This is a genomic window from Carnobacterium gallinarum DSM 4847, from assembly GCF_000744375.1.
Classification (GTDB): Bacteria; Bacillota; Bacilli; order Lactobacillales; family Carnobacteriaceae; genus Carnobacterium; species Carnobacterium gallinarum.
Genome location: NZ_JQLU01000003.1, coordinates 280,890 through 305,948, shown reverse-complemented (window position 1 = coordinate 305,948; position 25,059 = coordinate 280,890). Strand labels below are relative to the sequence as shown.

General features: G+C 34.5%; 22 protein-coding genes and 1 other annotated feature. Of the genes, 13 read left to right on the top strand and 9 right to left on the bottom strand.

Features of this window, described 5'->3' with window-relative positions:
- Nucleotides 1–30 precede the first annotated feature (30 nt).
- Nucleotides 31–891: an AraC family transcriptional regulator gene (locus BR43_RS02375; RefSeq protein WP_034559064.1), complete on the bottom strand. Its 861-nt coding sequence runs from the start codon at nucleotides 889–891 to the stop codon at nucleotides 31–33.
- A 262-nt stretch (nucleotides 892–1,153) separates the two neighbouring features.
- On the opposite strand from BR43_RS02375, the gene rhaB reads away from it, so the two are divergent.
- The 6 genes from rhaB to fucO all read left to right on the top strand — a co-directional run bounded on the left by rhaB (nucleotide 1,154) and on the right by fucO (nucleotide 7,419).
- Nucleotides 1,154–2,614: a rhamnulokinase gene (gene rhaB / locus BR43_RS02370; protein WP_034559226.1), complete on the top strand. Its 1,461-nt coding sequence runs from the start codon at nucleotides 1,154–1,156 to the stop codon at nucleotides 2,612–2,614.
- Entirely contained in the window at nucleotides 2,611–3,867 is a 1,257-nt protein-coding gene (rhaA, locus tag BR43_RS02365) for an L-rhamnose isomerase (protein WP_034559063.1), read from the top strand. Before rhaB ends, rhaA begins: the two co-directional genes overlap by 4 nt.
- A gap of 15 nt (nucleotides 3,868–3,882) precedes the next feature.
- A complete protein-coding gene (rhaD, locus tag BR43_RS02360) occupies nucleotides 3,883–4,704 on the top strand; it encodes a rhamnulose-1-phosphate aldolase (RefSeq protein ID WP_034559062.1) in 822 nt (273 codons plus the stop codon).
- A gap of 25 nt (nucleotides 4,705–4,729) precedes the next feature.
- Nucleotides 4,730–5,845 (top strand): beta-galactosidase BglB, encoded by a 1,116-nt coding sequence (bglB, locus tag BR43_RS02355; RefSeq protein WP_034559055.1) that lies wholly within the window; start codon nucleotides 4,730–4,732, stop codon nucleotides 5,843–5,845.
- A gap of 76 nt (nucleotides 5,846–5,921) precedes the next feature.
- Entirely contained in the window at nucleotides 5,922–6,233 is a 312-nt protein-coding gene (gene rhaM / locus BR43_RS02350) for an L-rhamnose mutarotase (protein WP_034559052.1), read from the top strand.
- 31 nt (nucleotides 6,234–6,264) lie between these two features.
- Nucleotides 6,265–7,419: a lactaldehyde reductase gene (fucO, locus tag BR43_RS02345; protein WP_034559050.1), complete on the top strand. Its 1,155-nt coding sequence runs from the start codon at nucleotides 6,265–6,267 to the stop codon at nucleotides 7,417–7,419.
- A gap of 127 nt (nucleotides 7,420–7,546) precedes the next feature.
- Here the strand turns inward: fucO and BR43_RS02340 are convergent, their stop codons facing one another.
- The gene (locus tag BR43_RS02340; RefSeq protein ID WP_034559048.1) at nucleotides 7,547–8,017 is read right to left on the bottom strand and encodes a TM2 domain-containing protein; all 471 of its coding nucleotides are present in this window, start codon (nucleotides 8,015–8,017) and stop codon (nucleotides 7,547–7,549) included.
- Between the two features lie 775 nt (nucleotides 8,018–8,792).
- Here BR43_RS02340 and BR43_RS02335 point away from each other — a divergent pair.
- Nucleotides 8,793–9,488, top strand: a complete 696-nt coding sequence (locus BR43_RS02335; RefSeq protein WP_034559046.1) for a hypothetical protein — start codon at nucleotides 8,793–8,795, stop codon at nucleotides 9,486–9,488.
- A 203-nt stretch (nucleotides 9,489–9,691) separates the two neighbouring features.
- Here the strand turns inward: BR43_RS02335 and BR43_RS02330 are convergent, their stop codons facing one another.
- Both BR43_RS02330 and BR43_RS02325 read right to left on the bottom strand, forming a co-directional pair.
- Nucleotides 9,692–10,090 (bottom strand): hypothetical protein, encoded by a 399-nt coding sequence (locus tag BR43_RS02330; protein WP_034559044.1) that lies wholly within the window; start codon nucleotides 10,088–10,090, stop codon nucleotides 9,692–9,694.
- A gap of 136 nt (nucleotides 10,091–10,226) precedes the next feature.
- Complete coding sequence (locus BR43_RS02325) at nucleotides 10,227–11,408, bottom strand: iron-containing alcohol dehydrogenase (protein WP_034559042.1); 1,182 nt, start codon at nucleotides 11,406–11,408, stop codon at nucleotides 10,227–10,229.
- Nucleotides 11,409–11,641: 233 nt separating this feature from the next.
- Between BR43_RS02325 and BR43_RS02320 the strand changes: the two genes are divergently transcribed.
- The 4 genes from BR43_RS02320 to BR43_RS02305 all read left to right on the top strand — a co-directional run bounded on the left by BR43_RS02320 (nucleotide 11,642) and on the right by BR43_RS02305 (nucleotide 15,628).
- Complete coding sequence (locus BR43_RS02320; RefSeq protein WP_034559040.1) at nucleotides 11,642–12,487, top strand: methyltransferase domain-containing protein; 846 nt, start codon at nucleotides 11,642–11,644, stop codon at nucleotides 12,485–12,487.
- Between the two features lie 344 nt (nucleotides 12,488–12,831).
- Nucleotides 12,832–13,983: a tRNA epoxyqueuosine(34) reductase QueG gene (gene queG, locus BR43_RS02315; RefSeq protein WP_034559037.1), complete on the top strand. Its 1,152-nt coding sequence runs from the start codon at nucleotides 12,832–12,834 to the stop codon at nucleotides 13,981–13,983.
- Between the two features lie 24 nt (nucleotides 13,984–14,007).
- Nucleotides 14,008–14,517 (top strand): tRNA (uridine(34)/cytosine(34)/5-carboxymethylaminomethyluridine(34)-2'-O)-methyltransferase TrmL, encoded by a 510-nt coding sequence (gene trmL, locus BR43_RS02310; protein ID WP_034559035.1) that lies wholly within the window; start codon nucleotides 14,008–14,010, stop codon nucleotides 14,515–14,517.
- A gap of 127 nt (nucleotides 14,518–14,644) precedes the next feature.
- Nucleotides 14,645–15,628: a hypothetical protein gene (locus BR43_RS02305; RefSeq protein ID WP_034559033.1), complete on the top strand. Its 984-nt coding sequence runs from the start codon at nucleotides 14,645–14,647 to the stop codon at nucleotides 15,626–15,628.
- A gap of 193 nt (nucleotides 15,629–15,821) precedes the next feature.
- Here BR43_RS02305 and BR43_RS02300 read toward each other — a convergent pair whose 3' ends face one another.
- From BR43_RS02300 to argS, 5 genes are all read right to left on the bottom strand, one after another.
- On the bottom strand, nucleotides 15,822–17,123 hold the full coding sequence (locus BR43_RS02300; protein ID WP_034559031.1) for an NCS2 family permease: 1,302 nt from the start codon (nucleotides 17,121–17,123) through the stop codon (nucleotides 15,822–15,824).
- A 194-nt stretch (nucleotides 17,124–17,317) separates the two neighbouring features.
- The gene (locus BR43_RS02295) at nucleotides 17,318–19,276 is read right to left on the bottom strand and encodes a carbohydrate-binding domain-containing protein (protein WP_034559029.1); all 1,959 of its coding nucleotides are present in this window, start codon (nucleotides 19,274–19,276) and stop codon (nucleotides 17,318–17,320) included.
- Between the two features lie 24 nt (nucleotides 19,277–19,300).
- On the bottom strand, nucleotides 19,301–19,975 hold the full coding sequence (locus BR43_RS02290; RefSeq protein ID WP_034559027.1) for a DUF4956 domain-containing protein: 675 nt from the start codon (nucleotides 19,973–19,975) through the stop codon (nucleotides 19,301–19,303).
- Nucleotides 19,965–20,681 carry a polyphosphate polymerase domain-containing protein gene (locus BR43_RS02285; protein ID WP_034559025.1) on the bottom strand — a complete coding sequence of 239 codons (717 nt, stop codon included), beginning with the start codon at nucleotides 20,679–20,681 and terminating at the stop codon, nucleotides 19,965–19,967. Before BR43_RS02285 ends, BR43_RS02290 begins: the two co-directional genes overlap by 11 nt.
- A 182-nt stretch (nucleotides 20,682–20,863) precedes the next feature.
- Nucleotides 20,864–22,558: an arginine--tRNA ligase gene (gene argS / locus BR43_RS02280; protein WP_034559023.1), complete on the bottom strand. Its 1,695-nt coding sequence runs from the start codon at nucleotides 22,556–22,558 to the stop codon at nucleotides 20,864–20,866.
- Between the two features lie 85 nt (nucleotides 22,559–22,643).
- Nucleotides 22,644–22,867: a binding site (T-box leader), on the bottom strand.
- 157 nt (nucleotides 22,868–23,024) lie between these two features.
- Between argS and argR the strand changes: the two genes are divergently transcribed.
- Both argR and BR43_RS02270 read left to right on the top strand, forming a co-directional pair.
- Nucleotides 23,025–23,480 (top strand): arginine repressor, encoded by a 456-nt coding sequence (gene argR, locus BR43_RS02275; protein WP_034559021.1) that lies wholly within the window; start codon nucleotides 23,025–23,027, stop codon nucleotides 23,478–23,480.
- A gap of 33 nt (nucleotides 23,481–23,513) precedes the next feature.
- On the top strand, nucleotides 23,514–25,049 hold the full coding sequence (locus BR43_RS02270) for a phosphohexomutase domain-containing protein (protein ID WP_034559019.1): 1,536 nt from the start codon (nucleotides 23,514–23,516) through the stop codon (nucleotides 25,047–25,049).
- Nucleotides 25,050–25,059: the final 10 nt, after the last annotated feature.

Below are 25,059 nucleotides of genomic sequence, written 5' to 3'. Positions count from 1 at the left end.
TGTTTAAAACAAGTGATTTTATCAGTATTTTTAGCCGTTTTTCCTAAATCCTACAGGAGTCATTCCTGTTTTAGTTTTGAATAAACGGCAAAAATATGGAACATTTTCAATACCAATTTCATAAGCAATTTCATTGATGGATGCATTGGTGAAACGTAGTAAATTTTTAGAACGATTGATTCGATTGGTAATCAAATAATCATTTGGAGGTACACCAATATACTTAGAAAATTCTTTATTTAACTGATATTTATTCACCATATATTTTTTCTCTAAAAAGTCTAAGGTGATTTTTTCACGATAATGCTCATCTAAAAAAATTTGGAGTTTCTGAATATAATCAGGAATATCTTCTTCTTCAAAGGTTAATTGATTTTTTTGAATGACTAGTTCGTTTAATAATTCATGGATTTTAACTGAAATAGCATACTCTGTTCGAGCATTGGTATGGGTTTGTAAAGAAAGTATTTGTAAGATGATTTCATGAATTCTTAGCGAATCTGTATGAAAGCAATGCGTGCCATTTTTTAAATATTCTTGATAAAATTTATCCACGTTGGGACCTTGAAAGTGAATCCAGTCCATTTCCCAAGGTTCATCGCTTTCGGTATAGTAGTGTTGATAATCCATACAGTCAATAAAAAAGAGATCTCCTTTTTCAAGAGTATAGGTTTTATCTGCATATTTTAAGGTTCCTTTACCAGATAAAGTAAACTTCATTAGATAGGATGGAAGATTTTCACGCTCTGTGTAATAAGGTTTTGCTGCTTTAAAATAACCAACTTCTTGAACATAGTAAAACATTTCACGACTTTTTTTTGAAGGGGTATTAATTGAACGGATGGAATCTTTCGTCCAAGAATGACTTGCTTTTTCCCAATATTTTGACAAATGTATCTTCCTTTCAGTTGTATAAGTTAATTTTTTCTACATGTTGAAAACTGAACTAAATAAAACAAGATTGTATAATAATAAGCCAAAATAATGTGTTGTATCCTTTTTTGTTAACGATTACAATTTAAGAGTAAGGTTGATAAGTAGAGTATAACAGCTAGAAAGATAAAATGTAAATAGTGAAATTTAATAATTTTCTATTCACAAAAAAGTATAGAAATAGTCAAAATTAGAAGGAATAAAGGAAGTGAAACAAAAAATGACAGCTACCTATATTGCAATTGATATTGGTGCTTCGAGTGGTCGGTTAATGATGGGCTGTTTAGAAGATGAGAAAATAAAGTTAGAAGAAGTTCATCGTTTTAAAAATACTCTGTATTTTGAACAAGAGTACCATTGGGATATCCATCGGCTTAGCCAAGAAATCCTTATTGGTTTAGAAAAAGTTAAAAAAATGGGAATTTTAAATTGTTTTGTTGGAATTGATACATGGGGGGTTGATTATTGTTTAGTAGATGATCAAGGACAACTTATTCAAAATCCAATTTGTTACCGTGATGAGCGAACAAAAGAGGCTATGGATGTAGTCGCTAAACAGATGTCACTTCAAGCTATTTATCAAAAAACAGGTATTCAATTACAGCCCTTTAATACATTATTTCAATTATTTGTTGAGGATCAAAAGCTTTTAGCAAAAACGGATAAAATTTTATTAATTCCCGATTACTTAGGTTTCTTTTTTACGGGAGAAGCAGTGTTAGAACGGACCAATGCCTCTACAACTCAATTAATAAATCAAAAGACCCAAGAATTAGACCCAGAGTTATTAGCATTGACGGGTACTAATTTGAATCAATGGGGACGATTAGTAGATGCAGGAACGATTTTAGGAGAGTTAACGACTGAGAAATTCTCTGCATTTGATTTACCTAAAGCAACTTTTATTACTGTTGCTAGTCATGATACAGCTTCAGCGGTGATTGGTACTCCTGGAAAAGGACAGGACTGGGCCTACATTAGTAGCGGGACTTGGTCATTAGTGGGAACCGAAGAATGCCAACCAATTGCCACAAATGAAAGTCAGCAACAGAATTATACAAATGAATTAGGTGGCTATCAAACAATTCGATTTTTAAAAAACATTATGGGAATGTGGTTGATTCAAGAAGTTGCTAGAAACTATGATGATCAATTTAGTTTTGCCCAATTAGGTGAGATGGCTAAAACTGAAATAGGGTTTCAAACCTTTATTGATGTAAATGCATCAGAATTTTTAAAGCCCAATAATATGGTGGAAGCATTGCAAGACTACTGCCAACGAACAAATCAAAAAGTTCCCGCAACACCAGGTCAATTGGCTCGCTGTATTTATGATAATTTAGCTTTGTATTATGGAAAAGAAATTCAGCAGCTTCAACGACAAATCGGTCGAGATCTAACTACGATTCAGATTGTTGGTGGCGGTTCAAATGCAGAATTATTAAATCAACTAACGGCAGATGTAACAGGATTAACTATCAAAGCAGGACCAACAGAAGCAACGGCAATTGGAAATATTGTCGTGCAAATGATGACGACAAAAGCATTAATTAATCTAGTTGAAGCACGTGATTTAATTGCGAATTCTTTTGAGATAAGCACTTATTTACCAGAACTAAATCGAGCTGAAATCGTGAGTAATTATCAAGATTTTCTACAAGAAGGGAACTTAGTTAAATGAATGAACAAATCAAAGAACAATATGAAGTTGCAAAAGCAGCCTATGCTCAAGTTGGTGTAGATACAAAAGCTGTATTAACTCAATTGGATGCTGTCAAAATCTCGATGCATTGTTGGCAAGGTGATGATGTAAAAGGCTTTTTAAACCCAAATGGTGAACTGACAGGTGGTATCTCAGTGACAGGGAATTATCCTGGTGCCGCTCAGACCCCAGCTGATTTGCGTCAAGATTTGGAAAAAGCTTACTCGTTGATTCCAGGAAAGCATAAGTTGAATTTACATGCGATTTATCTGGATACAGATGAAGCCGTTGATTTAAATCAGATTGAACCAAAACATTATACTAAATGGGTAGACTGGGCAAAGGAACAAGGTTTAGGTTTAGATTTTAATCCAACTTTTTTCTCACATCCAATGTTTAAGGATGGTTTTACTTTAGCTCATCCAGATAAAGCTGTTCGTGATTATTGGATTGAGCATGGCCGACGCGCTCGTAAAGTTGCTGCTTATTTTGGCAAGGAATTAGGACAAGTTTCAGTGAATAATTTTTGGGTTCCTGATGGATATAAAGACAATCCTATTGATCGGTTAGCACCACGGAAACGTTTAATGGAGTCTTTGGATGCTATTTTTAGTGAAGAATTAGACTCAACGTATACAGTTGATGCTGTTGAAAGTAAGTTATTTGGACTTGGTGCAGAAGCGTACACAGTTGGTTCGCATGAGTTTTATATGGGATACGGATTAACTCGAAATAAACTAATTTGTATGGATGCGGGACATTTCCACCCAACAGAAGTCATTTCAAATAAGTTGTCTTCTGTGTCATTATTTAGTGAAGGGATTTTGTTGCATGTTAGTCGTCCAGTTCGTTGGGATAGTGATCATGTTGTGATTATGGATGATGAGTTGATGGAGATTGGTCGTGAATTGGTTCGGTCTAATTTGCTAGGGAAAACGCATATTGGGTTAGATTTCTTTGATGCGACAATCAATCGGGTTGCGGCTTGGGTTATTGGGACTAGAAATACACAGAAGGCGTTATTAAAAGCGATGCTTGAACCGATTGATTCATTAAAAGAGAGCGAATTAAAAGGTGATTTCACAACAAGGTTAGCCGTTATTGAAGAGCTGAAAGATTATCCTTTTGCAGCGATTTGGAATTATTATTGTGCATCTAAAGGTGTGCCGGTTGGTTTATCTTGGTTAGAAGAAGTGAAAAAATATGAAAAAGATGTGTTATTAAAACGTTAGGAGGAAATGAAATAGATGAAAAAAATTGCGATTTTAGAAGCGCCATTTGTAAAAGAAATGATGGCAACAACTACGAATTTATACCGTTTAGGTTGGGATGAGCGAAATGGTGGGAATATTTCTTATTTGTTAACGGAAGAAGAAGTGACGCCTTTTTTAGATGTCACGGATAGTTTGCGAACCATTCCAATGCAATTTGATGGCAGTGGATTAGTTGGACGTTACTTTATCGTAACAGGATCAGGTAAATATTTTAAGAATGTTGCAATGGCACCTAGCGAAAATCTTGGAATTCTCCGAGTCACAAAAGATGGCAAGGCCGTTGAATTATTATGGGGACTTGATGATGGTGGAGTGCCTACTAGCGAACTACCCGCACATTTTATGACTCATATTTCCCGCTTAAAAATTGATCCTGAAAATCGAATTGTGATGCATAATCATGCGAGTCATTTATTAGCTATGACGTTTACACATGAATTAGATGAAAAAAAATTTACTCGTACTTTATGGCAAATGTGTACAGAATGTTTAGTTGTCTTCCCAGAGGGTGTTGGAATTATTCCTTGGCTTGTACCTGGAACGAATGAAATTGGATTAGCAACTGCTGAAAAAATGAATGAATTTCGCTTAGTTCTATGGCCTCATCATGGTATTTATGGTGCTGGACGTGATATGGATGAAGTTTTTGGTTTAATTGAAACAGCAGAAAAAGCAGCCGAGATATATACGTATGTTCAAGCCCAAGGTGGTGTGAAGCAGACGATTAACGATGAGCAATTGTCGGATTTAGCCAAAGCATTTGGTGTGACACCACGTTTAGGGTATTTAAACTAACACTCAGATAGAGGAGGATTTGAAAATGGCAGAAACATTAGCGCATAAAGACGTTGTTATTCCTAAGAAGGATATAACTGCAACAATTGACTTACTCATGAAAAATCTAACAACAATTAAAGATGATAGCGGCGAATTTTTATTGAATTTTGATGGTGTGATTGTTGACGATAAAAGTTGGCATGTATGGAATTGGCCACAAGGAGTAGGATTATATGGCATTTATAAATACTGGCAAATGACAAAAGATCCAAAAGCCTTAAAAGTAGTAACAGATTGGTTTGAAAATCAATTTGAAATTGGAGCACCACCTAAAAATGTGAATACGATGGCACCGTTATTAACAATGGCCTTTCTTTATGAAGATACAAAAGACCAACGCTATTTGCCTTACCTTGAAGATTGGGCGGAATGGGTTATGTACGATATGCCACGAACAAAAGAAAATGGTTTAGAGCATATCACGTATGGACCTGAAAATGTGGAACAATTATGGGATGATACGTTAATGATGACAGTACTACCTTTGGCAAAAATTGGCAAATTATTAGACAGACCAGAGTATCTTGAAGAAGCTCGTTATCAATTTATGCTCCATACAAAATATTTGTGCGATTCAAAAACAGGATTATGGTTCCATGGTTGGACATTTGAAGAAAATCATAATTACGCAGAAGCACTATGGGGACGTGGAAATTCATGGATTACAATCGCAATTCCTGAAATAATTGATATTCTTGATTTAAAAAAAGGGGATGCTTTACGGGAATTTTTGCTGGCTACGTTAACCCATCAAATCGAAGCGTTAGCTGACTGTCAAAGTAAAAATGGCTTATGGCATACGTTATTAAATGATCCAACTTCATATGAAGAAGCTTCTTGTACAGCTGCATTTGCTTATGGTATTTTGAAAGCTGTTCGTAAACGTTATATTGATAAAAAATATGAAGTGAATGCAACTAAAGCCATTCTAGGTCTGCTAAATGAAATTGATGAGAACGGTGCAGTTGCAAAGGTTTCAGTTGGTACTGGAATGGGAGATAATTTACAATTCTATAAAGATATTCGTATTACGGAGATGCCGTATGGTCAATCTTTAACAGTTTTGGCGTTATCAGAGTTTCTTTATCATTATATTTAAAATCGGTAAAAGAGAGGGGCAGTTGCGGTAGCAAAATTTTGCCTCTCTTAACTTTATGAAAGAGAGGCTTTCTAATGTGATTAAAAAAGCGTTTAAAATGAAGATTTATCCAGATTGTCATGTGGAATATCAAAAAAGACACGATGTTCTTTGGCCTGAGATGAAAGCAATGTTAGTGAAGTATGGGGCTCAGACTTACTCAATTTTCTTGGATGAAGCGACAAGTACTTTGTTTGCCTATCTGGAAATTGAAGATGAAAGTCTTTGGAGTCAAACGGCTACAACAGAAATTAATCAAAAATGGTGGCTGTATATGGCTGATATTATGGAAACGAATTTAGACAATAGTCCAAATTCAATAGAGTTAACGCAAGTTTTTGATTTATAATGTGAATGAATGTACAAGGAGGAAATGATAAATGGTCCATCGGATGATTTTAAATGAAACAGCTTATTTTGGCAAAGGAGCCATTCAATCGATTCCAACAGAAATTGCGAAGCGTGGTTTTAAAAAAGCCTTAGTAATTACAGATGAAGATTTACTAACGTTTAAGGTTGCGACTAAAGTGACTGATTTATTAGATCAAAAGCAGCAAAGCTATGAAGTGTTTGCAGAAATTGTTCCTAATCCAACAATGGAGATTGTGAGTAAGGGGGTAGCTGCCTTTAAAGTGGCGAATGCCGATTATATTTTAGCAGTTGGTGGTGGTTCACCTATTGACACAGCAAAAGCTATTGGAGTAATTGTAGCGAATCCGGAACATCAAGATATTCTAAGTTTGGAAGGTGAGCCCGGCACGAAAAATCCTAGTGTGCCAATATTAGCCGTTCCAACAACGTCAGGAACGGCTGCTGAAGTAACGATTAATTACGTGATTACTGACGAAAATCAACAGCGTAAATTTGTTTGTGTGGATCCTCATGATATTCCAAAAGTTGCTTTTGTAGATAGCGATATGATGATGGGAATGCCAACAGCGTTGTGTGCAGCAACAGGAATGGATGCCTTGACACATGCAATTGAAGGTTTTATTACTAAAGGAGCTTGGGAGTTAACGGATATGCTCCATCTAAAAGCTATCGAAATCATTGGACGTTCATTGCGAGAATCGGTTGCTGGCAACCAAAAGGGGCGTGAAGATATGGCTCTAGCTCAATATGTTGCTGGAATGGGTTTTTCAAATGTCGGCTTGGGGTTAGTTCATGGGATGGCTCACCCTTTAAGTGCTTGGTACAACGTGCCACATGGTGTTGCTTGTGCAACGTTATTGCCAACTATTTTGAACTTCAATCAAGAGTTTACTGGTGAAAAATACCGTGAGATAGCGGTAGCTTTGGGAATTGAAAATGCAGCTGATCTGCCACTTACTGAAGTTCGCCAGTTAGCTGTTAAAGCGGTTAAACAGTTAGGGCAAGATGTAGGTATCCCTCAAACTATTTCTGAATTGGGAGTCAAGGCTGATGATTTAGCGGCAATTGCAAAAGATGCCTTGGCAGATGTTTGTACTGGAGGAAATCCTCGTGCGGCTAGTTTAGCTGATATTGAAGAATTGTATCGCTCATTATTAGGATAAAAATAGTAAGTATAGGCATAATCTTATCTAAGGATTGTGTCTTTTTTTGAAATTAGTTGTTTAGTTGCTTGTTATATGTACAAACAGAAAATAGGATGCTAAATAAAAAAAAGCCCGTGGGCTTTTTTTAAACAACAATATTTCCGTTTGAATCAGGTGTTTTAAATGCTGCTATAATTCCTTCAATAAGTCCAAGTAAAGCAGGTATAACTGTCCATGAAAATAGAATATATATAATACCAGCTAAAATTTTACCAGAATAGAATTTATGAGCGCCAATACTACCAAGTAGAAGTGCTAGAACGATATAAACAACTTTATTAACAATTTTTCCAGATGCATAAACTAATCCGTTTGATGCATTGTTATTGTCATTAACAATATTAATGTTAATTCCTTCGCCAGATTGATTCGTTTGTGTGTTTTGTTCTTCTGCTGGATGAACAATAATGTCCGTTTCTGTTTTAAAAACCTCAACGAATTGTCCCATTCTTGGTTCAAACTCAAGGCTTTCAATACTTACTTCCATAACAGAACTATCTTTTTCACCGATAGTGATAATCCCATTTTCAGCGTCAATTTTAATGATTTTTGCCATAATAAGCTCCTTCTTTTTGAATAAAATAACAGATGAGACCACTTCAAAACGTAAAATATTCATAATATAATTTATTTAACTACATAATTATATCATATGTACAATTTGGTCACTATACGAGAATTTATTTTTTTAGTTTACTCTAATTTTATTGTCTTAATTTGTACAAAAGTATCTCATTAGACTATTACAAATGTTGTTAAAAATGAAATTATAAGAGACTGTAGCTAGTTAATTTTTTCCGTTAATGAAGAATAAATGCTATAAAATTTACATACTTTATTACATTTAAATATATTTTGACCAGAAAAAAAGAATAGAAATAATAAAAGCTATCTAACTCTAACAATTAAAATAGAGAGAGGATTTAAGTCTAATGCTTAAAGTTAGATCATGGCATTTTTATAATTATCCCACAAATGAATCAACTACGTCACTATATAACCCATAATCATTGAATTGAGTTTTGGTAATTGCATGAGTTGCTTTTTCATCATTGCTATCAGTATATGCTAAACTCGTTCAGCTTATTGATTTAAGTTCATTAGATCAGAAAGTTAATTTTTATGAAATCAGTATTTGAACGAATAGATTTCATGGAATTTTTGTGATTTTAAGAATTTTTATCCAGATAATGTGTGAAATTTATAAAGAATCTGTAAGTCTTTTAGATCAACCATTTGTTATTATAAGTGTATTGAAAAGCAACGTGCTAGTGAAACCTTTTAATATAAAATTTAGGGGGGAAAAGAAATGGCAGAAAATATGACAGAAAATGCAAAAGAAATTTACTCAAAGTCCAACATATCTTGCTGAAAAAAACTATTACACAGTAGACAAAGGAGCTAACGTCTTATTAGCAACAGGAACGCAATGGCTGAGTGAAGATGATGTGAATGAACCGAGAGAACGAATTCTATTAAATAGTATATTAACTATCAAATCTACTGTAACAAAATTTTTAGATGGAGCAACTGTCACAGCAGCTGATAAAGCGAAGAGTTATTATACGATTGGGATTGAGTCACACGGTGGCACGAAAGAAAAATATTTATTAGCTACAAATGTTTATGAAATCAAGAAAACAGATTTAGTAGAATTACAATATGATTTTGGTGTAAGTAATATTGTTCTGATCCGTGAAGGAGCGCAACTTGATACTTCTGGAGTAGCAATCCCAACAGGTTTCAAAGAAAGTAAAGGGATGTCATTTTATATTGTCGACAAGCGGAATGCAGTAGTGGGTTTATCAAAATTTGCATATAAGTTAGCAACAGGAGTTCGTTGGGAAAGCATTGGTAATTTCTCAACCCCATCAAATTTAGTTGGAGTGGGATCAATTGTACAGAGTAAAACTACGCCCAACAGTTATTATGTAGCGAATATTAAATATGATGGAGCTGGAAATAAAGCGAGCTATTTAATTGCTACACAAGTTAAAGAATTGTATCAACAAGATTTAAGAGTTTAATAGAAACTAAGAATACTTGTAATGAATTATTACAAAACTATCTTTACAGAAGTAGTATTAGATAAAAGTCAGTAAATAATAAAAATCCTGTGAATTCAACATTTAAGAAAGAATTCACAGGATTTTTTAGTGATTTTTAGAGGATAATAGTTGCTTCAAATACTTTTATTTTATAATAGAGTATTTAATCGCAATATATTTCCTTATTTACTTCCATCAAAACTGTTAAAGATTTCGATAATTTTCTCTTTATCAGGATGTTCAGCAGGAATTAAAATATAATTACCATTCACTTCCACTGGGATTTTAGCTATGCCTTTAATTTCAAAAGCTTTATTTTTAGTAATTTCTTTAAGCTGTTCACTGCCTTTTTCAAATTGATAAACTTCAATATTTTTATTATTTACAGGTAAGGCAAAACCTTCTTTAGCACCAATAACTTCAGGCATCTTGCTTTTTCGTTCCCCAACAACTAATTTTTCCTTTGTTAATGCTTTTTCAAAATCGTCAAAAGTAAAAGCTGTTTTACCACCATTTCCACAAGCAATTAACCCAACCATAATAAATAATAGTAAAACTGGCAATAAATTTTTCTTTTTCATCAGTTATCCCCCCAAATATAAGATAGAGTAAGTGTATCATCTTTGTACTGTTAAATGAATCATAATTATAAAAATAAAAAAAGTTCCTTCTCTATTTGAACAATAGAGAAGGAACTGATTTTTGTGTCGTTAAAGTTTAAAGAGCATTTCGATAAATTTCACGGCTAATGTCTAAAGTTTGATCGTGACGTTCGGAAAGTTGCGTTAAGTCATGTTTTTCTAGTTGCCCTACTAATAAATCAACTACTTCACTATCTAACTCATAATCACTAAAATGAGTAGGTGCGCCTAAAATTTCAAAGAATTCACGAGTTTTGGCAATTGCTTGAGTTGCTTTTTCATCATCAGTACCAGTAGGAATATGCCAAACGCGTTCTGCATATTGAACCAATTTGCCTAATTTTTCATGTTTACGAATCTCCATTAATGAAGGCAAAACGATAGCAAGTGTACGAGCATGATCAATATGGTAAAGTGCAGTAATTTCATGACCTAAGCTATGGGAAGCCCAGTCAGTAGGAACTCCAGGAGAAAGAGTGCCATTCAAAGCATTTGTAGCAGTCCACATAAAGTTTGCTCGTAAATTATAATCATGATTATCTTCTTCAATTACTTTAGGGCCAATTTCAATTAAGGTTTGCAACAAACCTTCTGCAAAACGATCTTGAACCATCGCTCCAACAGGATAAGTTAGATATTGTTCCATAATATGAACAAATGAATCAATGATTCCATTTGCAAGTTGACGGGTAGGTAATGTGTAAGTCAGCTCAGGATCCAAAATTGAAAATTGAGGGAAAGTAACGCCACTACCAAAGCCTAATTTTGCTTTTTTCTCAACAAATGTAATCACACCACCACTATTCATTTCTGAACCTGTTGCAGGTAACGTTAAAACAGTAGCAAATGGCAAAGCTTTTGTAATAGGGTCTTTATCTCCTAATCCAGCACCAAAAATATGAATAGGATTACGATCGAATAAAGCGCCGGCTGCGATGAATTTTGTACCATCAATAACAGAACCACCGCCAACAGCTAATAAATACGTGTAATTTTCAGCTTTAACTAATTCGATAGCTTTCATCAACGTTTCATATGTTGGATTGGCTTCAATGCCACCAAATTCACCAACTTCAAATTCAGATAAAGCTGCTTTTACTTTATCCAATGTACCGAAACGAACAACGCTACCGCCACCATAAGTAATAAGTACTTTTTCACCTTTAGGAATTAAGGTAGCTAACTCTTCAATCCGATTTTTTCCAAAAATAATTTTTGTTGGATTATAATAATTAAAATTTGCAATTTCAGTATTCATGAAACACCATCCCTTAAATTTTATATACACAGTATAGCATAACTTATAAAATGGAAGCGAAATAAAGCTTTTGTGATCCTTTTTATTTGATTAACTTATACAACTATTATTAATACTAGAGGTGAATGTTCTAGCATTTAATGATAAAATAGCTATGGCGCAAAAAATTCTAGTAAATAAAATCCGTATATAGAGTATATTAAAGTTAGCCAAAATAGAGAGAAGGTACATTTTTGAAAAAAATAGAACTAGGAATTGATTTTTTAACAAATAATACAGCACTTTTTCAATGTCCAGTCTGTAAAAATGCTTTTCAAGAAATGAGAGGCAATAGTTTTTATTGTGAAAAAGGTCATTCTTTTGATGTAGCTAAAAAAGGTTCTTTATATTTTTTGGCAGGTGGTGCTAAAAATGAATATGATAAAGAGATGCTAAGCTCACGGTTTACAATTGCTCAGGCAGGATTGTTTAATCCTTTATTGGATCAGATTTATAAAGTAATGAACGAGAATGCTTTGCAAGGAGCGACATTAGATGTTGGTTGTGGAGAAGGTTCACAATTAGACTATTTAACTAAATTAGGCTTAACGGGTTCTAAAATTGGTTTTGATATTTCTAAAGATGCCATTAATTTGGCTAGCAGTCACTTTACTAGTGCTTTTTGGTGTGTGGCTGACTTGGCTCAATCACCATTTGCATCTCATCAATATGATACAATTTTAAACATCTTTTCACCCTCCAATTATCAGGAGTTTAAACGTTTATTGAAGCATGATGGTAAATTAATCAAGGTAATTCCTAATCAGGACTATTTAGTTGAATTAAGAAAACTTTTTTATCAAGATCAAGTGGACAAACAAAGCTATCAAAATAATGACGTTTTAGCTAAGTTTAATGAACATTTTCCAGATTCAGAGGTGATTAATTGCCGCTATCAGTTCCAATTAACTGAAGAATTATTTAAAGATCTAGTTAAAATGACTCCCTTAGGTTGGGGTGCAAGTCCCGCTGCAAAAGAATATGCGAATGCTCATCCGTTGAATTTTATAACAATTGATGTTAGTATTTTGATTGGTTAAGCTAAATTGTGACGACAATGTGAACGAATTGTGAACAATAAATAGTCAGATAACGCTTACAACGTTAGTTTTATATTGAATGGGTTGCAAGAGTTCCATAGTGGTGTTATATTATCAATAAGCTATTTAATTCATTCGTTTTTATCAGAGATCCATCAGATTTTGATAAAAGTTAGTGAGTCATGTTAAGCTTCACTAACGTACCATTTCGCAGTGCTAGACACCGAAGTGGTACGTTTTTTTGTTTTTTATTTGAATTAGTCCAAATAATGCTATAAAATAATGTAGGATAATAGATTGAGTTACAAATCCTAGTCAGTTGAGGAAGGGAGTTGCTGCCAATTATGAGTGGAACAAGCCTCTCACTAAAAGAACGAATAATCGCTGAGAGTCAGCGAATTGGGATTAACAAAATTGGCTTTGCATCAGCAGAACCATTTATAGAACTAGAAGAAAAACTAGAAAAACAACAAGAAGTAGGACATCATTCAGGATTTGAACATCCTAATATTAAAGAGCGGATTTATCCAGAATTGATTTTTGATCAACCGTGCTCGATTATTTCGATTGCCTTAGCGTATCCAACTAAGATGACAAATGTACCAGAACGTGTTAAAGGTCAACGGCGCGGACAGTTTGCTAGAGCATCGTGGGGAACCGATTATCATGATATTTTGCGAGAAAAGATGGATCGTTTAATTGCCTATATCAAAGAAGAAGCTCAAGAAGAAGTGACCTTTAAACCAATGGTAGATACAGGAGAATTAATAGATGTTGCTGTTGCTCAACGTGCAGGGCTGGGATTTATTGGTAAAAATGGTTTGTTGATTACCGAAGAATTTGGTTCTTATGTATATTTAGGTGAAATTATTACGAATTTAGCTTTTGCCGCTGATGAACCAGTACCTAATGGCTGTGGCGATTGTACTCGATGCATCACAGGATGTCCGACGGATGCTCTACTGGGGGATGGACGAATGAATGCCAAGCGTTGTTTATCTTTCCAAACTCAAACTAAAGGAATGATGCCTTTAGAGTATCGTAAAAAGATGGGACATATTATTTATGGTTGTGATATTTGTCAGATGGTTTGTCCTTATAATAAAGGCAAAGATTTTCATTTTCATGAGGAGATGGAACCCATTCCTGAAGATGTTGCACCACTTTTACAACCTTTATTATCCATTAGCAATAAAGAATTTAAGCAGCGTTTTGGTGTAATGGCTGGATCGTGGCGTGGGAAGAAACCTATTCAACGGAATGCTATTATTGCATTGGCTAATTACCGTGATAAAACTGCTTTGCCAGAGTTGCTCAGATGTATTGCCGAAGATCCTAGACCTGTTATTCGTGGAACAGCTGCTTGGGCAGTTGGACAAATCGCAAGTCAGGAAGATGATGAGATTGTAAGCTTTTTAATAGAAGCCTTTCAAAAAGAAAGTGATGAGGAAGCTCAACTTGAGTTTCAACAAGCGATTACTAAATTGAAAGCGTAAAATTTCGTTTCAGGAGGAAAAGAAATGCCAAATCATATTGTTTTATTTGAACCACAAATCCCAGCAAATACAGGGAATATTGCACGTACATGTGCTGCCACAAATAGTACCTTACATTTAATTGAACCATTAGGCTTTTCAACAGATGATAAACATCTAAAACGTGCAGGTTTAGATTATTGGAATGATGTGGCAATTCAGTATCATCCAAATCTTGCAGCATTTTTAGAGGTTGCAAAGTCAGGTCAGCTACATTTAATTACAAAATTTGGGCATGAAGTTTATAGTGATGTTGATTTATCTGATTCTACAGAAGATCATTATTTTGTTTTTGGAAAGGAAACAACAGGGTTACCCGAAGAATTTATGCGTGAATATGAAGAAGAATGTTTGAGAATCCCAATGAATGACGAACATGTCCGCTCATTAAATCTTTCTAATACAGCTGCGATTTTAGTGTATGAAGCACTGCGTCAACAAAATTTTGAAAATATGGAATTGACTCATCATTATGAAAATGACAAATTAGATTAATCTGAGTGAAAAGACACTTTTATGAGGTGTCTTTTTCTATATATAAATTGCGCAACTTTTTATAGAGGATAATCTAGACAACTTTTTTTATACTTTAGACAATAAGTGAAAGAGAAGAGGAATGACAATGAAAATAAAAATAAAACCATCAATTTATCAGCAAATTCATCAAAGTTTAAAAAATAATGGTGATACCCTTAAAGGGAGTCAATTAGACTTAGTTAGAAAACAAGTTGGCACACTTCAATTTGCTGCTGGCGCTCAAGATGGAATTTATTTGTACCACATGGGAACCGATTATGCAGAAGACGCTGTTAATCAAATTGTAGAATTAATCAAAAAGTTAAGCTATCATAAAACTAGATGGACAATCAGAAAATTAGAGAATTGGCTAACAGATATTCGGATCATTACACTAGCAGATCCCTTATTAACAGCTATTGTAGAGCGAATTGATGAATTCAATAGTAAGGGGCTATATCAATTAAGTGATTACTTAGTGACGGCTAGTAAGACAACAGAGTTAGTTAAATGTGGAATTATGTTAGCTAGTTTAATTGAATTAACGTTGGAAAATGAATTGCTACAAAAAATTAGAGAAGTTGGTTATTATGATGAGTTTACCTTGTTTAGTTTGATTACTCTTGAAGCAAATAATAGTAGCAATCAGATGTGCTTTGAGTATGCTAAAAGTTCTTTAGGTTGGGGCAAAGTTCATGCTATTACACGTTTAGAAGTCACTAATAATGAAACCCGGGATTGGATTATTCAGCAAGGCTGTTTAACAGGCGATTTAGCTATGTATCTTGGAAGAATTTGCGCTGAAAAAGGTCAGCTTTATCATTATTTACAAAAAGAAATGATTACGGAAGCTGAATTTAATGGAATAACAGCAATTTTCTCTTGTTTATTAGATGAAGGACCCGTTCTTGGAATTAGTTTATTGCCAGAGGCTGAGGAACAATTGGCCTTATATTTAAAACATAGCCAGACTCATCAGGCTTCTATCGATGTCTTAACAAAAGCGTATGAGTGGCTAAAAATACAAGAGGATTTAGAAGATAAACAAGTAATAATGGAATTTCAATTAGCGTTAAAAAATTTAGCCTAGTTAAATAAATGAAAGAAGAATTTGATGGAATCAAAAGATTATTTTGCCAAATATAGCAAAATTTTCTAAGTCAAAGATGACTGAATTTCATGAGTAGGGTAATCGCGTTTCAAAAGATTATTTTAATTAAATCAATAAAAAAGCGTAAAAGTAGAAGAATGACGTCTACTTTTACGCTTTTTAATCGTTTATTTTAATGTCCGCCTAAGAAAAATAGTTGAACAAAGAATAATACTGCAAAGACATAAACTAATGGATGAACAGCTTTTGCTTGACCAGTTACAACTTTAGTAATTGGGTAAGTGATAAAACCTAAAGCCAATCCTGTAGCAATACTGTTTGTTAATGGCATCGTTACAATGACAATAAAAGCTGGAAATGCTTCTGACATATCATCCCAATGAATTTCTGCGGCACTAGCCATCATCATTGAACCTACAATAACAAGAGCAGGTGAGGTAATCGCACTAACACTTGAAATTGCACTAACAAGTGGGAAGAAAAAGCTTGAAATAGCGAACATAACAGCTATCGTCAAAGCAGTTAAACCAGTTCGTCCACCTGCAGCAACTCCTGTACCAGACTCAATATATGCACTTGTTGGGCTTGTTCCAAAAACAGCTCCAACAGTAGTTCCAATTGCATCTGCAAGAAGAGCTTGTTTAGCATTTTCTAAATTGCCATCTTTCATTAAACCTGCTTTCTTAGTAATAGCAATCATGGTTCCAGTTGTATCAAAGATTGTAATTAATAAGAAAGAAAGAACAGCTCCGTATAAGCCATTTTCAATCACATCTTTAAAAGGGGTGATTGGATTTGTGATCATTAATTGATGACCAAAATCAGGCAACGCCATAAAACCATCAAATTTGATTTGACCAGTGAAAAAACTAATAATTGCAATCACAATCATACTAATAAATAATGCACCACGTACATTTAAAATCATTAAAACAACACTTAACATAATCCCAATTAACGTTAAAATAACACCTAAACTATTCAAATCACCAAGTTTAACTAAGTTTGCTTGATCGGCAACAATGACACCAGATAAACGTAAGCCAACGAAAGCAATAAATAGTCCAATTCCTGCTGTAATCGCTGATTTTAATGTTTCTGGAATCGCGATAATTAATTTTTCTCGTAAGCTAGTAAAAGATAATAGTAAGAAAAGCACTCCCGCAATAAAGACTGAGGCGAAAGCCGTTTTATAATCAACACCACTAGCAACAACTGTTACAAAGTAAGCATTCATTCCTAAACCAGGAGCAATTCCAATTGGATAATTAGCAGCTAAAGCCATCCAACCTGTTCCAATAATTGCTGCTAAGATTGTTGCCATAAAAACTTGGTTAAATGGCACACCAGCAGAACTTAGAATAACAGGATTAACAACAATAATGTAAGCCATTGTTAAAAAGGTTGTAAGTCCTGCCATAATTTCTGTTTGAATCGTTGTATTATTTTCTTTCAATTGAAAGAATTTTGACATGATAAATCCTCCTAAAAACGAATATTTACTAAAGACATCTATTATGATATTCGTTTTTAGCAGTAAAAGCAAGTTTTTTTGAGAGAAATCTCTAAAAAAATGACTAATGTTCGTAAAGTAATCGCTTTCGTTATTTTTTATTAAAATAAGCTAAGAAATTGAGGAAATAACACTCAACTTCTTAGCTTATTTATTTAAGGTTGCTTAGGAGGTGTTTCACCGCCATTTCTCATTCCCATACCACCGCCCATTCCAGTAGTAACAGCTTCTCCTGTTTCTGAGATGCTAGTATTGGTTGTTGAAAGGGTAACTTCGGTTAATTTAGTCCCACTTGTATAGGTTCCATCATGATACATACCACCTGTTTGTTTGCCTGAATGACTACCACCAGAATAAAGAGTATAGCTAGTATTTTCAGTTAGTTTTGGTGTGCTGACAATAATTGATTGAAAATCTTTTGTTGGAGAAAATGTCATAAGTTCCTCACTAGAATCAGAAGCAAGATGGATAAGAGTGCCAGCTTTTTGTGCATTAGAGAAAACTAAATTTAAAGAAGATTGAGATGAAGAATCACTAGGCATTTCAGCCATTCCTGAACTTCCAGCAGCAACTAACACACCGCCAGTTAAATCAAAAGTTCCATCATAATCCAATGCACCATTGCCACTATCTGTTGGACCATTCACTAAAACAGTTCCACCACTCATTTGAATATCACCATTTGAATCAAGTCCATCACCAGATGCATCAACTTGAATGGTTCCACCACTAATAGTTAATAAATAATCACCACTAGTACTATTACCTGGAGCAAAGTTGTCCATTTGTCCACCTGGTCCTGGTCCATCAGTAGAGCCATCACTGCCACCACCAGCATTGATACCATCATCAGAACTCACAACTTGGATATCACCACCTGAAATAGCAATAGTGGCTGCTTCTAGTCCTTCATAAGATTGTTTAATAGCGATAGTTCCATTTGTAATAGTTAAGGTATCATCAGCATGAATGCCATCGTCACCAGTAGCAATGTCAAAAATTCCTTGATTAATTGTAATTGTCCCATTTGTATGAAGAGCATCATCTTCTGCGTCAATTGTAAATGTTCCTTGATTGACGACTAAATTGCTACCAGCTTTCAGACCTTTATAACTATCTGAAGTTTCAGAATCAGAGGTTGCATTGGTTGATTGAGTCGAATTGTTTTTCTTTGTTGCATCTTCACTACCAGCACCAGTCGTAATCTTAAATGTTCCATCAGAAATATTTAAATTGGTTTCAGCTTGAATGCCGTCATGACCTGCCTTTATTTGATAAGTTCCACCATCAATATTGATTAATCCTTGCTCAAGATCAGTTGCATTGGTTGCTTGAAGTCCATCGTTTTCAGCTTCAATATCAAATGTTCCTGCTAAAATGGATAGTGAATCTTTTCCACGAATGCCATTATTTTTAGCGGTTACCTTGAAGATTCCTCCAGTGATAACTAAGTCATCTTTACTAGTGATTCCATTTTTGTAATTGCCGTTAACCGTTAAGGAACCAGTCCCATTAATCGTTAAATCATCTTTACTAAAAATTGCTGCATCTGGTTCATCTGTAGTTGCATCTGGATAGACATAGTCTGTTGCATCGCTGACGGTATTTTTTGTTCCATCAGCTAATGTAATGGTCGTCTGATCGGCCTGTTGAATATAAATTGGAGCAGTAGTAGTGCTAGTCAGGTCAACACCATTTAAAATAATACGAACAGTATCCTCTTTATTAGCATTTACACTAATTTGTCCATCACTTAAAGAGCCGCTTAGTATATAAGTTCCAGCAGCTGTAATGGTTACCGTGCTATCTGTTGCTGCTGCACCAGAGCCGTCGATTTTGATAGCATCTTGTTGCAACGTGATTTTTGTTGCGTTTCCTTCCTCCCAAGTCGTTTCTTTATCGGTATCACTATAGCTACCAAATAAGCCACTTGTATCAGCTTTTGAAACAGCTGATAATTCTTTAGCTTTGTCTGTTGTAGTGGTGGATGCACTAGTTTGAGTTGCTGTTGTTTTATTTGTATCCGTTGAACTAGTCTCATTCTTAGTTCCGCAACCAGCTAAAGCGACTAATATCAATGTTGCCAGTACAATTTTTTTAGGAAATATTTTCATAATGAAGCACCTCTTTCAGTTAGTTTAAAGTTCATCTTTATTAGTAGCGACTTTGCCACAAATAATCGTTAAGTTGCCATTCCGGCGGCGCACTTCATCAATTAAGTTTTTTTCTTGGGCAGTATCTTTTAACATAATTTGATAAACCAACTCATATAAGCTTCCCATATTCGTTGTTTTCACCCGAGTTAAACTCGAAGTATAGGTATATTTTTCAAATAAATCATCAAATAGTTCTGTGTAATCCAAATTTTCAGGAATTGTAATTTTTAAGGATTTTTCTGCTGTTTTATTTTGACCAAAATGAAGGGTGTTTAATAGAAGTAGCATTGTACCAATAATTACTGAGAAAAGCGCCACATAAACTAGGTAGCCCATTCCTGTTGCTAAGCCAATACCCATTGCCCAGAAAATACTACTGATTTCTCTTGCACCCCCGGCTACTGAACGAAAGCGGATCAAACTAAAGGCACCTAAAACAGCGACACCAGTTCCTAAATTCCCATTGACTAACATAATCACCGTTTGGACTAATACAGGTAAAATAGCTAACGTAACAATAAAACTTTTAGTGTAAACATTGCGATACATATGGACAGAAGCAGCTCCAATTCCTAAAATCAATGAAGTGGCTGTGCATAATAAAATTTGTAAAACAGTAATATCTCCGGTTGTTGATGGTAAAATACTAGCTAACATAATTCATCTTTCCTTCCATATATAAGTGTTGTTTATAGCAGTTGGCATATTTTGAGAATGAGGCAGGGTAGAGCTGGTGTTTAGCTAAAATCTGACTTAGCCAGAAGGGAATTGATCCTAGAGCTTTGACTTCCATTAAACATTCGTCTTCTGGTAATAAACAAGCTCCATAATCACCAGCACTTAAATCTAGGTCTTCATTACGCCAACGAACACGGAAATCAAAAGTAATCCGAAAATCAGGATCTTCTTTGCCAAATAAAGCCACTCGATCATAAGCAATCATTACTTTAGGGCTTAACTTATGACGTGCTAAAAACCAATCGATTTCTTGCATAATTTGTTCATTAGCAATTGGTGAATCACCAGAAGTTAGATACGCAGATGTCTCTGCTAAAGTCATTGCAGCACGACGTTTATACACAACTCCATTGAATTTTTTCTTCAGTTCCATAAAAACTTTGTCTTGTTGTGAAGGAACCCCATAGCTACGAATTCTGAATTTTTCTCGGTAAACAGGTTTATCCATAGAATGACGAATCAGCTGGAAATCATCAGTATCGTAATAGAGTGAACAAATTGTATGCAGTCCGCAATCATCTTGCTCCATATACCGTAACAAATCTTGATAGAGAGCGTCGAATTGGGGTAATGACATACGGTATTTTTTTTCACGACGTTCAAAAATATGTTTATTTTTACTCATAGTTAAACTCCTTTAGTTCATATAGTTATCATAAATAATGGCAAATGTACTCGCCTATGTATGTATCATAAAGTCTTTAACTTAAAAGTACCTTAAAATAAAAAGAACTCGTTATAAAATAAAAAAACTAGGAAGTAAGAATCAACAATGTGATTCTACTTCCTAGTTTAACAAGTTATTTTTTACATTTCGTCAGGTGCACCAACACCTAATAAACGCAAATCTTCTTTTAAGACAATCGTAATAGCTTTAACTAAAGCCAAACGAGCTGGTTTTTGAGCATCGTCATTTAATACTTTTACTTGTGCATAATAACGATTGAAGGCTTGTGCTAAATGAATAGCATGTTTTGCAATAACAGATGGTTCAAATTTTTCATACGCACGTAAAACAGTAGTAGGGTATTCTTGTAATAATTTAATAACTTCCCAACTATGTTCGTCATTTAGTGTCAATGAATCTGGTAGGGTGTCATCGAGATCACCAGCTTTACGCAAAATACTCATAGCTCTTGCACGAGTATATTGAACATAAGGACCTGTTTCTCCCTCAAAACGAACGACTTCTTCTAATGTAAAGTCAAAATTATTTAAACGATCATTTTTCAAATCATGGAAAATAACGGCTCCAATTCCAACTTGACTAGCGGTAATATCTTTGTTCGCCAAATCAGGATTTTTTTCACTAATTTGTTGGTTTGCTAGATGAACAGCTTCATTCAGAACTTCTTCTAATAAAACGATTTTCCCTTTACGAGTAGATAATTTTTTCCCACCTTGAGTAATCAGACCAAATGGAATATGATGCATATCATCTGACCAATCAAAACCTAACTCTTTTAGAACGGCTTTTAATTGTTTAAAGTGATTACTTTGTTCATTCCCAACAACATATAGAGATTGGGCAAAGTTATATGTGCGCTGACGGTAAATAGCTGCAGCTAAATCACGGGTAATATAAAGGGTTGCTCCATCTGACTTTTTAATTAAGGCTGGATTTAAATTGTATTTTTCTAAATCAACAATTGTTGCTCCATTATCAACAGTTAACAAATGTTTTTCTTCTAATAAATCAATGACTTCATCCATCTTATCATTATAGAATGCTTCACCATTAAATGAATCAAATTCAACACCTAATAATTTGTAGATATGATTAAATTCTTCCAATGATTCTTCACGGAACCATTTCCATAGCGCAACGGCTTCTTCATCGCCATCTTCTAATTTTTTAAACCAAGCACGTGCTTCATCATCTAATTCAGGCTTTTCTTCAGCTTCAGCGTGGAATTTTACATAAAGACGTAACAATTCATTGATGGGTTCAGCCTTAACACTTTCTTCATTGCCCCATAATTTATAGGCAACAATTAGCTTTCCAAATTGCGTACCCCAGTCACCTAAATGGTTAATCCGAATGGGTTTAAAGCCAATTTTTTCAACGATATTCGCAATTGAATTTCCGATTACAGTTGAGCGTAAATGTCCCATTGAGATTGGTTTGGCAATATTTGGTGAAGACAAATCGATTGGAATAGTCTGACCTAATCCGATTGATTGGTTTCCATAATCAGCGCCAGCAGTTAACACTTCTTTTAAGACAGAAGCACTAACTAATTCTTTATTTAAGAAGAAGTTTAAATAAGGACCAACAACATCAACTTTACTAACCGCTGGAGCAGCGATTTTTTCGCCTAGTTCAGCAGCAATTTGTTGAGGTGCTTTGCGAAAAGCTTTTGCTAAAGCGAATGTTGGAAATGCAATATCTCCATACTCAGCTGATTTTGGTTTTTCTAGCAAATTGAAAATTTCTTCAGTTGTTAAGGTTTCACCAATTTCTTTTTGCAATAATTCAGCAACAATTAATTTGTATTCCATTAAAAATTCCTCCAATAGTTTGTGTTTTCATTCGATTTGTCTATAAAAAGGCATAAAAAAAACGCCCAAACTTGAATAAATTCAAATAAGAGACGAGTAAAAGGGCCCGCGGTACCACTCTTGTTGCTTATAGCTGTGCTATAAACCACTTGTTTATTGATAACGGATAACAAATCCGAATAATTCTACTAAACTGTTCAAATTATTTCTTCCAAAGTGCGTTTCCTTCTTTCAACAGTTATTGGCTCCCACCGTCCCAACTCGCTTAAAACCTTATGAAAAATCTACTCTCTCTGTCAACAAAATTCTGATATGAAATTAGCTATAGTATAACAAATCAACCTCTAGATTGCCAACATTATTTTTTTATTTCACATTTTCATAAAAATGAATGGGAAATAAAAGCAGAATATCGTTTCGTTTGGTATAATGGGAGGTAGGAATTAAAAAAGGAGGTTTTCTGATTATGAAGAAAACAAATAGGCAGCTGGTGATTAAACAAATTATCAATAATCATGATGTTGCTACTCAAGAGGAATTATTACAGTACTTGAAAGAAGAAGGCGTGGATGCCACGCAAGCAACGATTTCTCGTGATATTAAAGAAATGAATTTAGTCAAAACTACTTCTTCAAAAGGTAATGTAAAATATACCTTGTTCCAACAAAACAAGCTTTCCGATCAAGAAAAATTAGAACAGACGATTGGTGAAGTAGTGATTCGATTAACACAAGTTCAATTCATGACGATTATTATGACGATTCCAGGAAATGCTCATGTTGTAGCGGCTTTACTAGATGCCATTGATTTTCCTGAAATGGTAGGAACGGTCGGGGGAAATGACACGATTTTAGTGATTTCAAAAGATGAAGATGAAGCTCAAAAAATGTATGATTACTTTAATCAATGGACGAATTTTTAACCAATAATCAACGATAATAGGGGGAATGATTGAATGAATGAGTCTAGTATTCCAATGTTAACGATGTTACAAAACGGTTCCGATGTTCGCGGAATTGCAATTGAAACTGAAAAACAAGTAGTTTCCTTAAATAGTGATCGGGTTGAACGAATTGCTTACGGATTTGCTTCTTGGTTAAAAGAAATAAAAAAGTTAGCAGTAGATGATCCACATTATCCTTTACGAATTGCTGTTGGGCATGATAGTCGTCTTTCTGCCGAAAAAATTAAAAGCGCTTTAATCGAAGGGCTAGTAAATGCGAATTTTGAAGTAATTGATGTTGGATTAGCAACAACACCCGCTATGTTTATGGCAACACAATATGTAGACTATGATTGTGATGCAGCGATCATGATTACAGCTAGTCATTTGCCTTATGAATACAACGGTTTGAAGTTTTTCACTAAAGAGGGTGGCGCTGAAAAAGAAGATATCACCTATATCTTAGAACATGCAGATTGGCAATATGTTTACTGGGGGAATATGCAAGGCTTTGTCAACCATCGATTTCTACTGAAAGATTACGCTAGTGATTTAGTTGAAAAAATTCGTGAAGGAATCAATGATTCAGAAAATTATCGAGAACCATTAAAAGGTCGACATATTATTGTTGATGCGGGAAATGGTGCCGGTGGCTTTTTTGCAACAGATGTTTTAGCTGTGTTAGGGGCGAATATCGAGGGAAGTCAGTTTTTAGAACCTGATGGTCATTTTCCAAATCATATTCCAAATCCAGATAATAAAACGGCTATGATGAGTATTCAGCAAGCAGTACGAACTCATAAGGCTGATTTAGGTGTTATTTTTGATACAGACGTTGATCGTTCGGCATTAGTAGATCATGAGGGGAAACCTTTTAATCGAAATAATTTAATTGCAGTGATTTCAGCGATTTTGATTAAAGAAAATCCTGGAACGACGATTGTCACAAATTCAACAACTTCTGAGCATTTAAAAACCTTTATTGAAAGTTTAGGCGGAAAGCAAAATCGTTATATTACAGGTTATCGTAATGTGATTAATCGGGCGATTCAGCTAAATAAAGATGGAATTCCAACTTCTTTAGCGATTGAAACTAGTGGGCATGCGGCGTTAAAAGAAAATTATTTCTTGGATGATGGTGCATATTTGGTTGCTAAGATACTCATGACAGATGCAGCCTTACAAAAGGAAGGCAAAAATCTCAGCGATTTAATTGCTGATTTAAAACAGCCAGTTGAAACAGATGAAGTTCGATTTAAAATTCTTTCGGATGATTTAACGTTGGTTGGTGCTAATGTCTTAGAGGATTTTAGAGGATTTATTTATAAATCTGTTGATTTAGATGTTGAACCGCGAAATTTAGAAGGCGTTCGAGTGAATACTTCAGGGAAATATGGTTCAGGTTGGTTGTTGTTGCGTTTGAGTTTACATGAGCCACTACTCGTTTTGAATTTTGAAAGTGATCAAAAAGGTGCAATCACACAATTAAAAGCCGATTTAAAAGCCTTTTTTGCAGATAATGAAGATTTAGATGATTCTCTTTTATAAGATTAAGTAG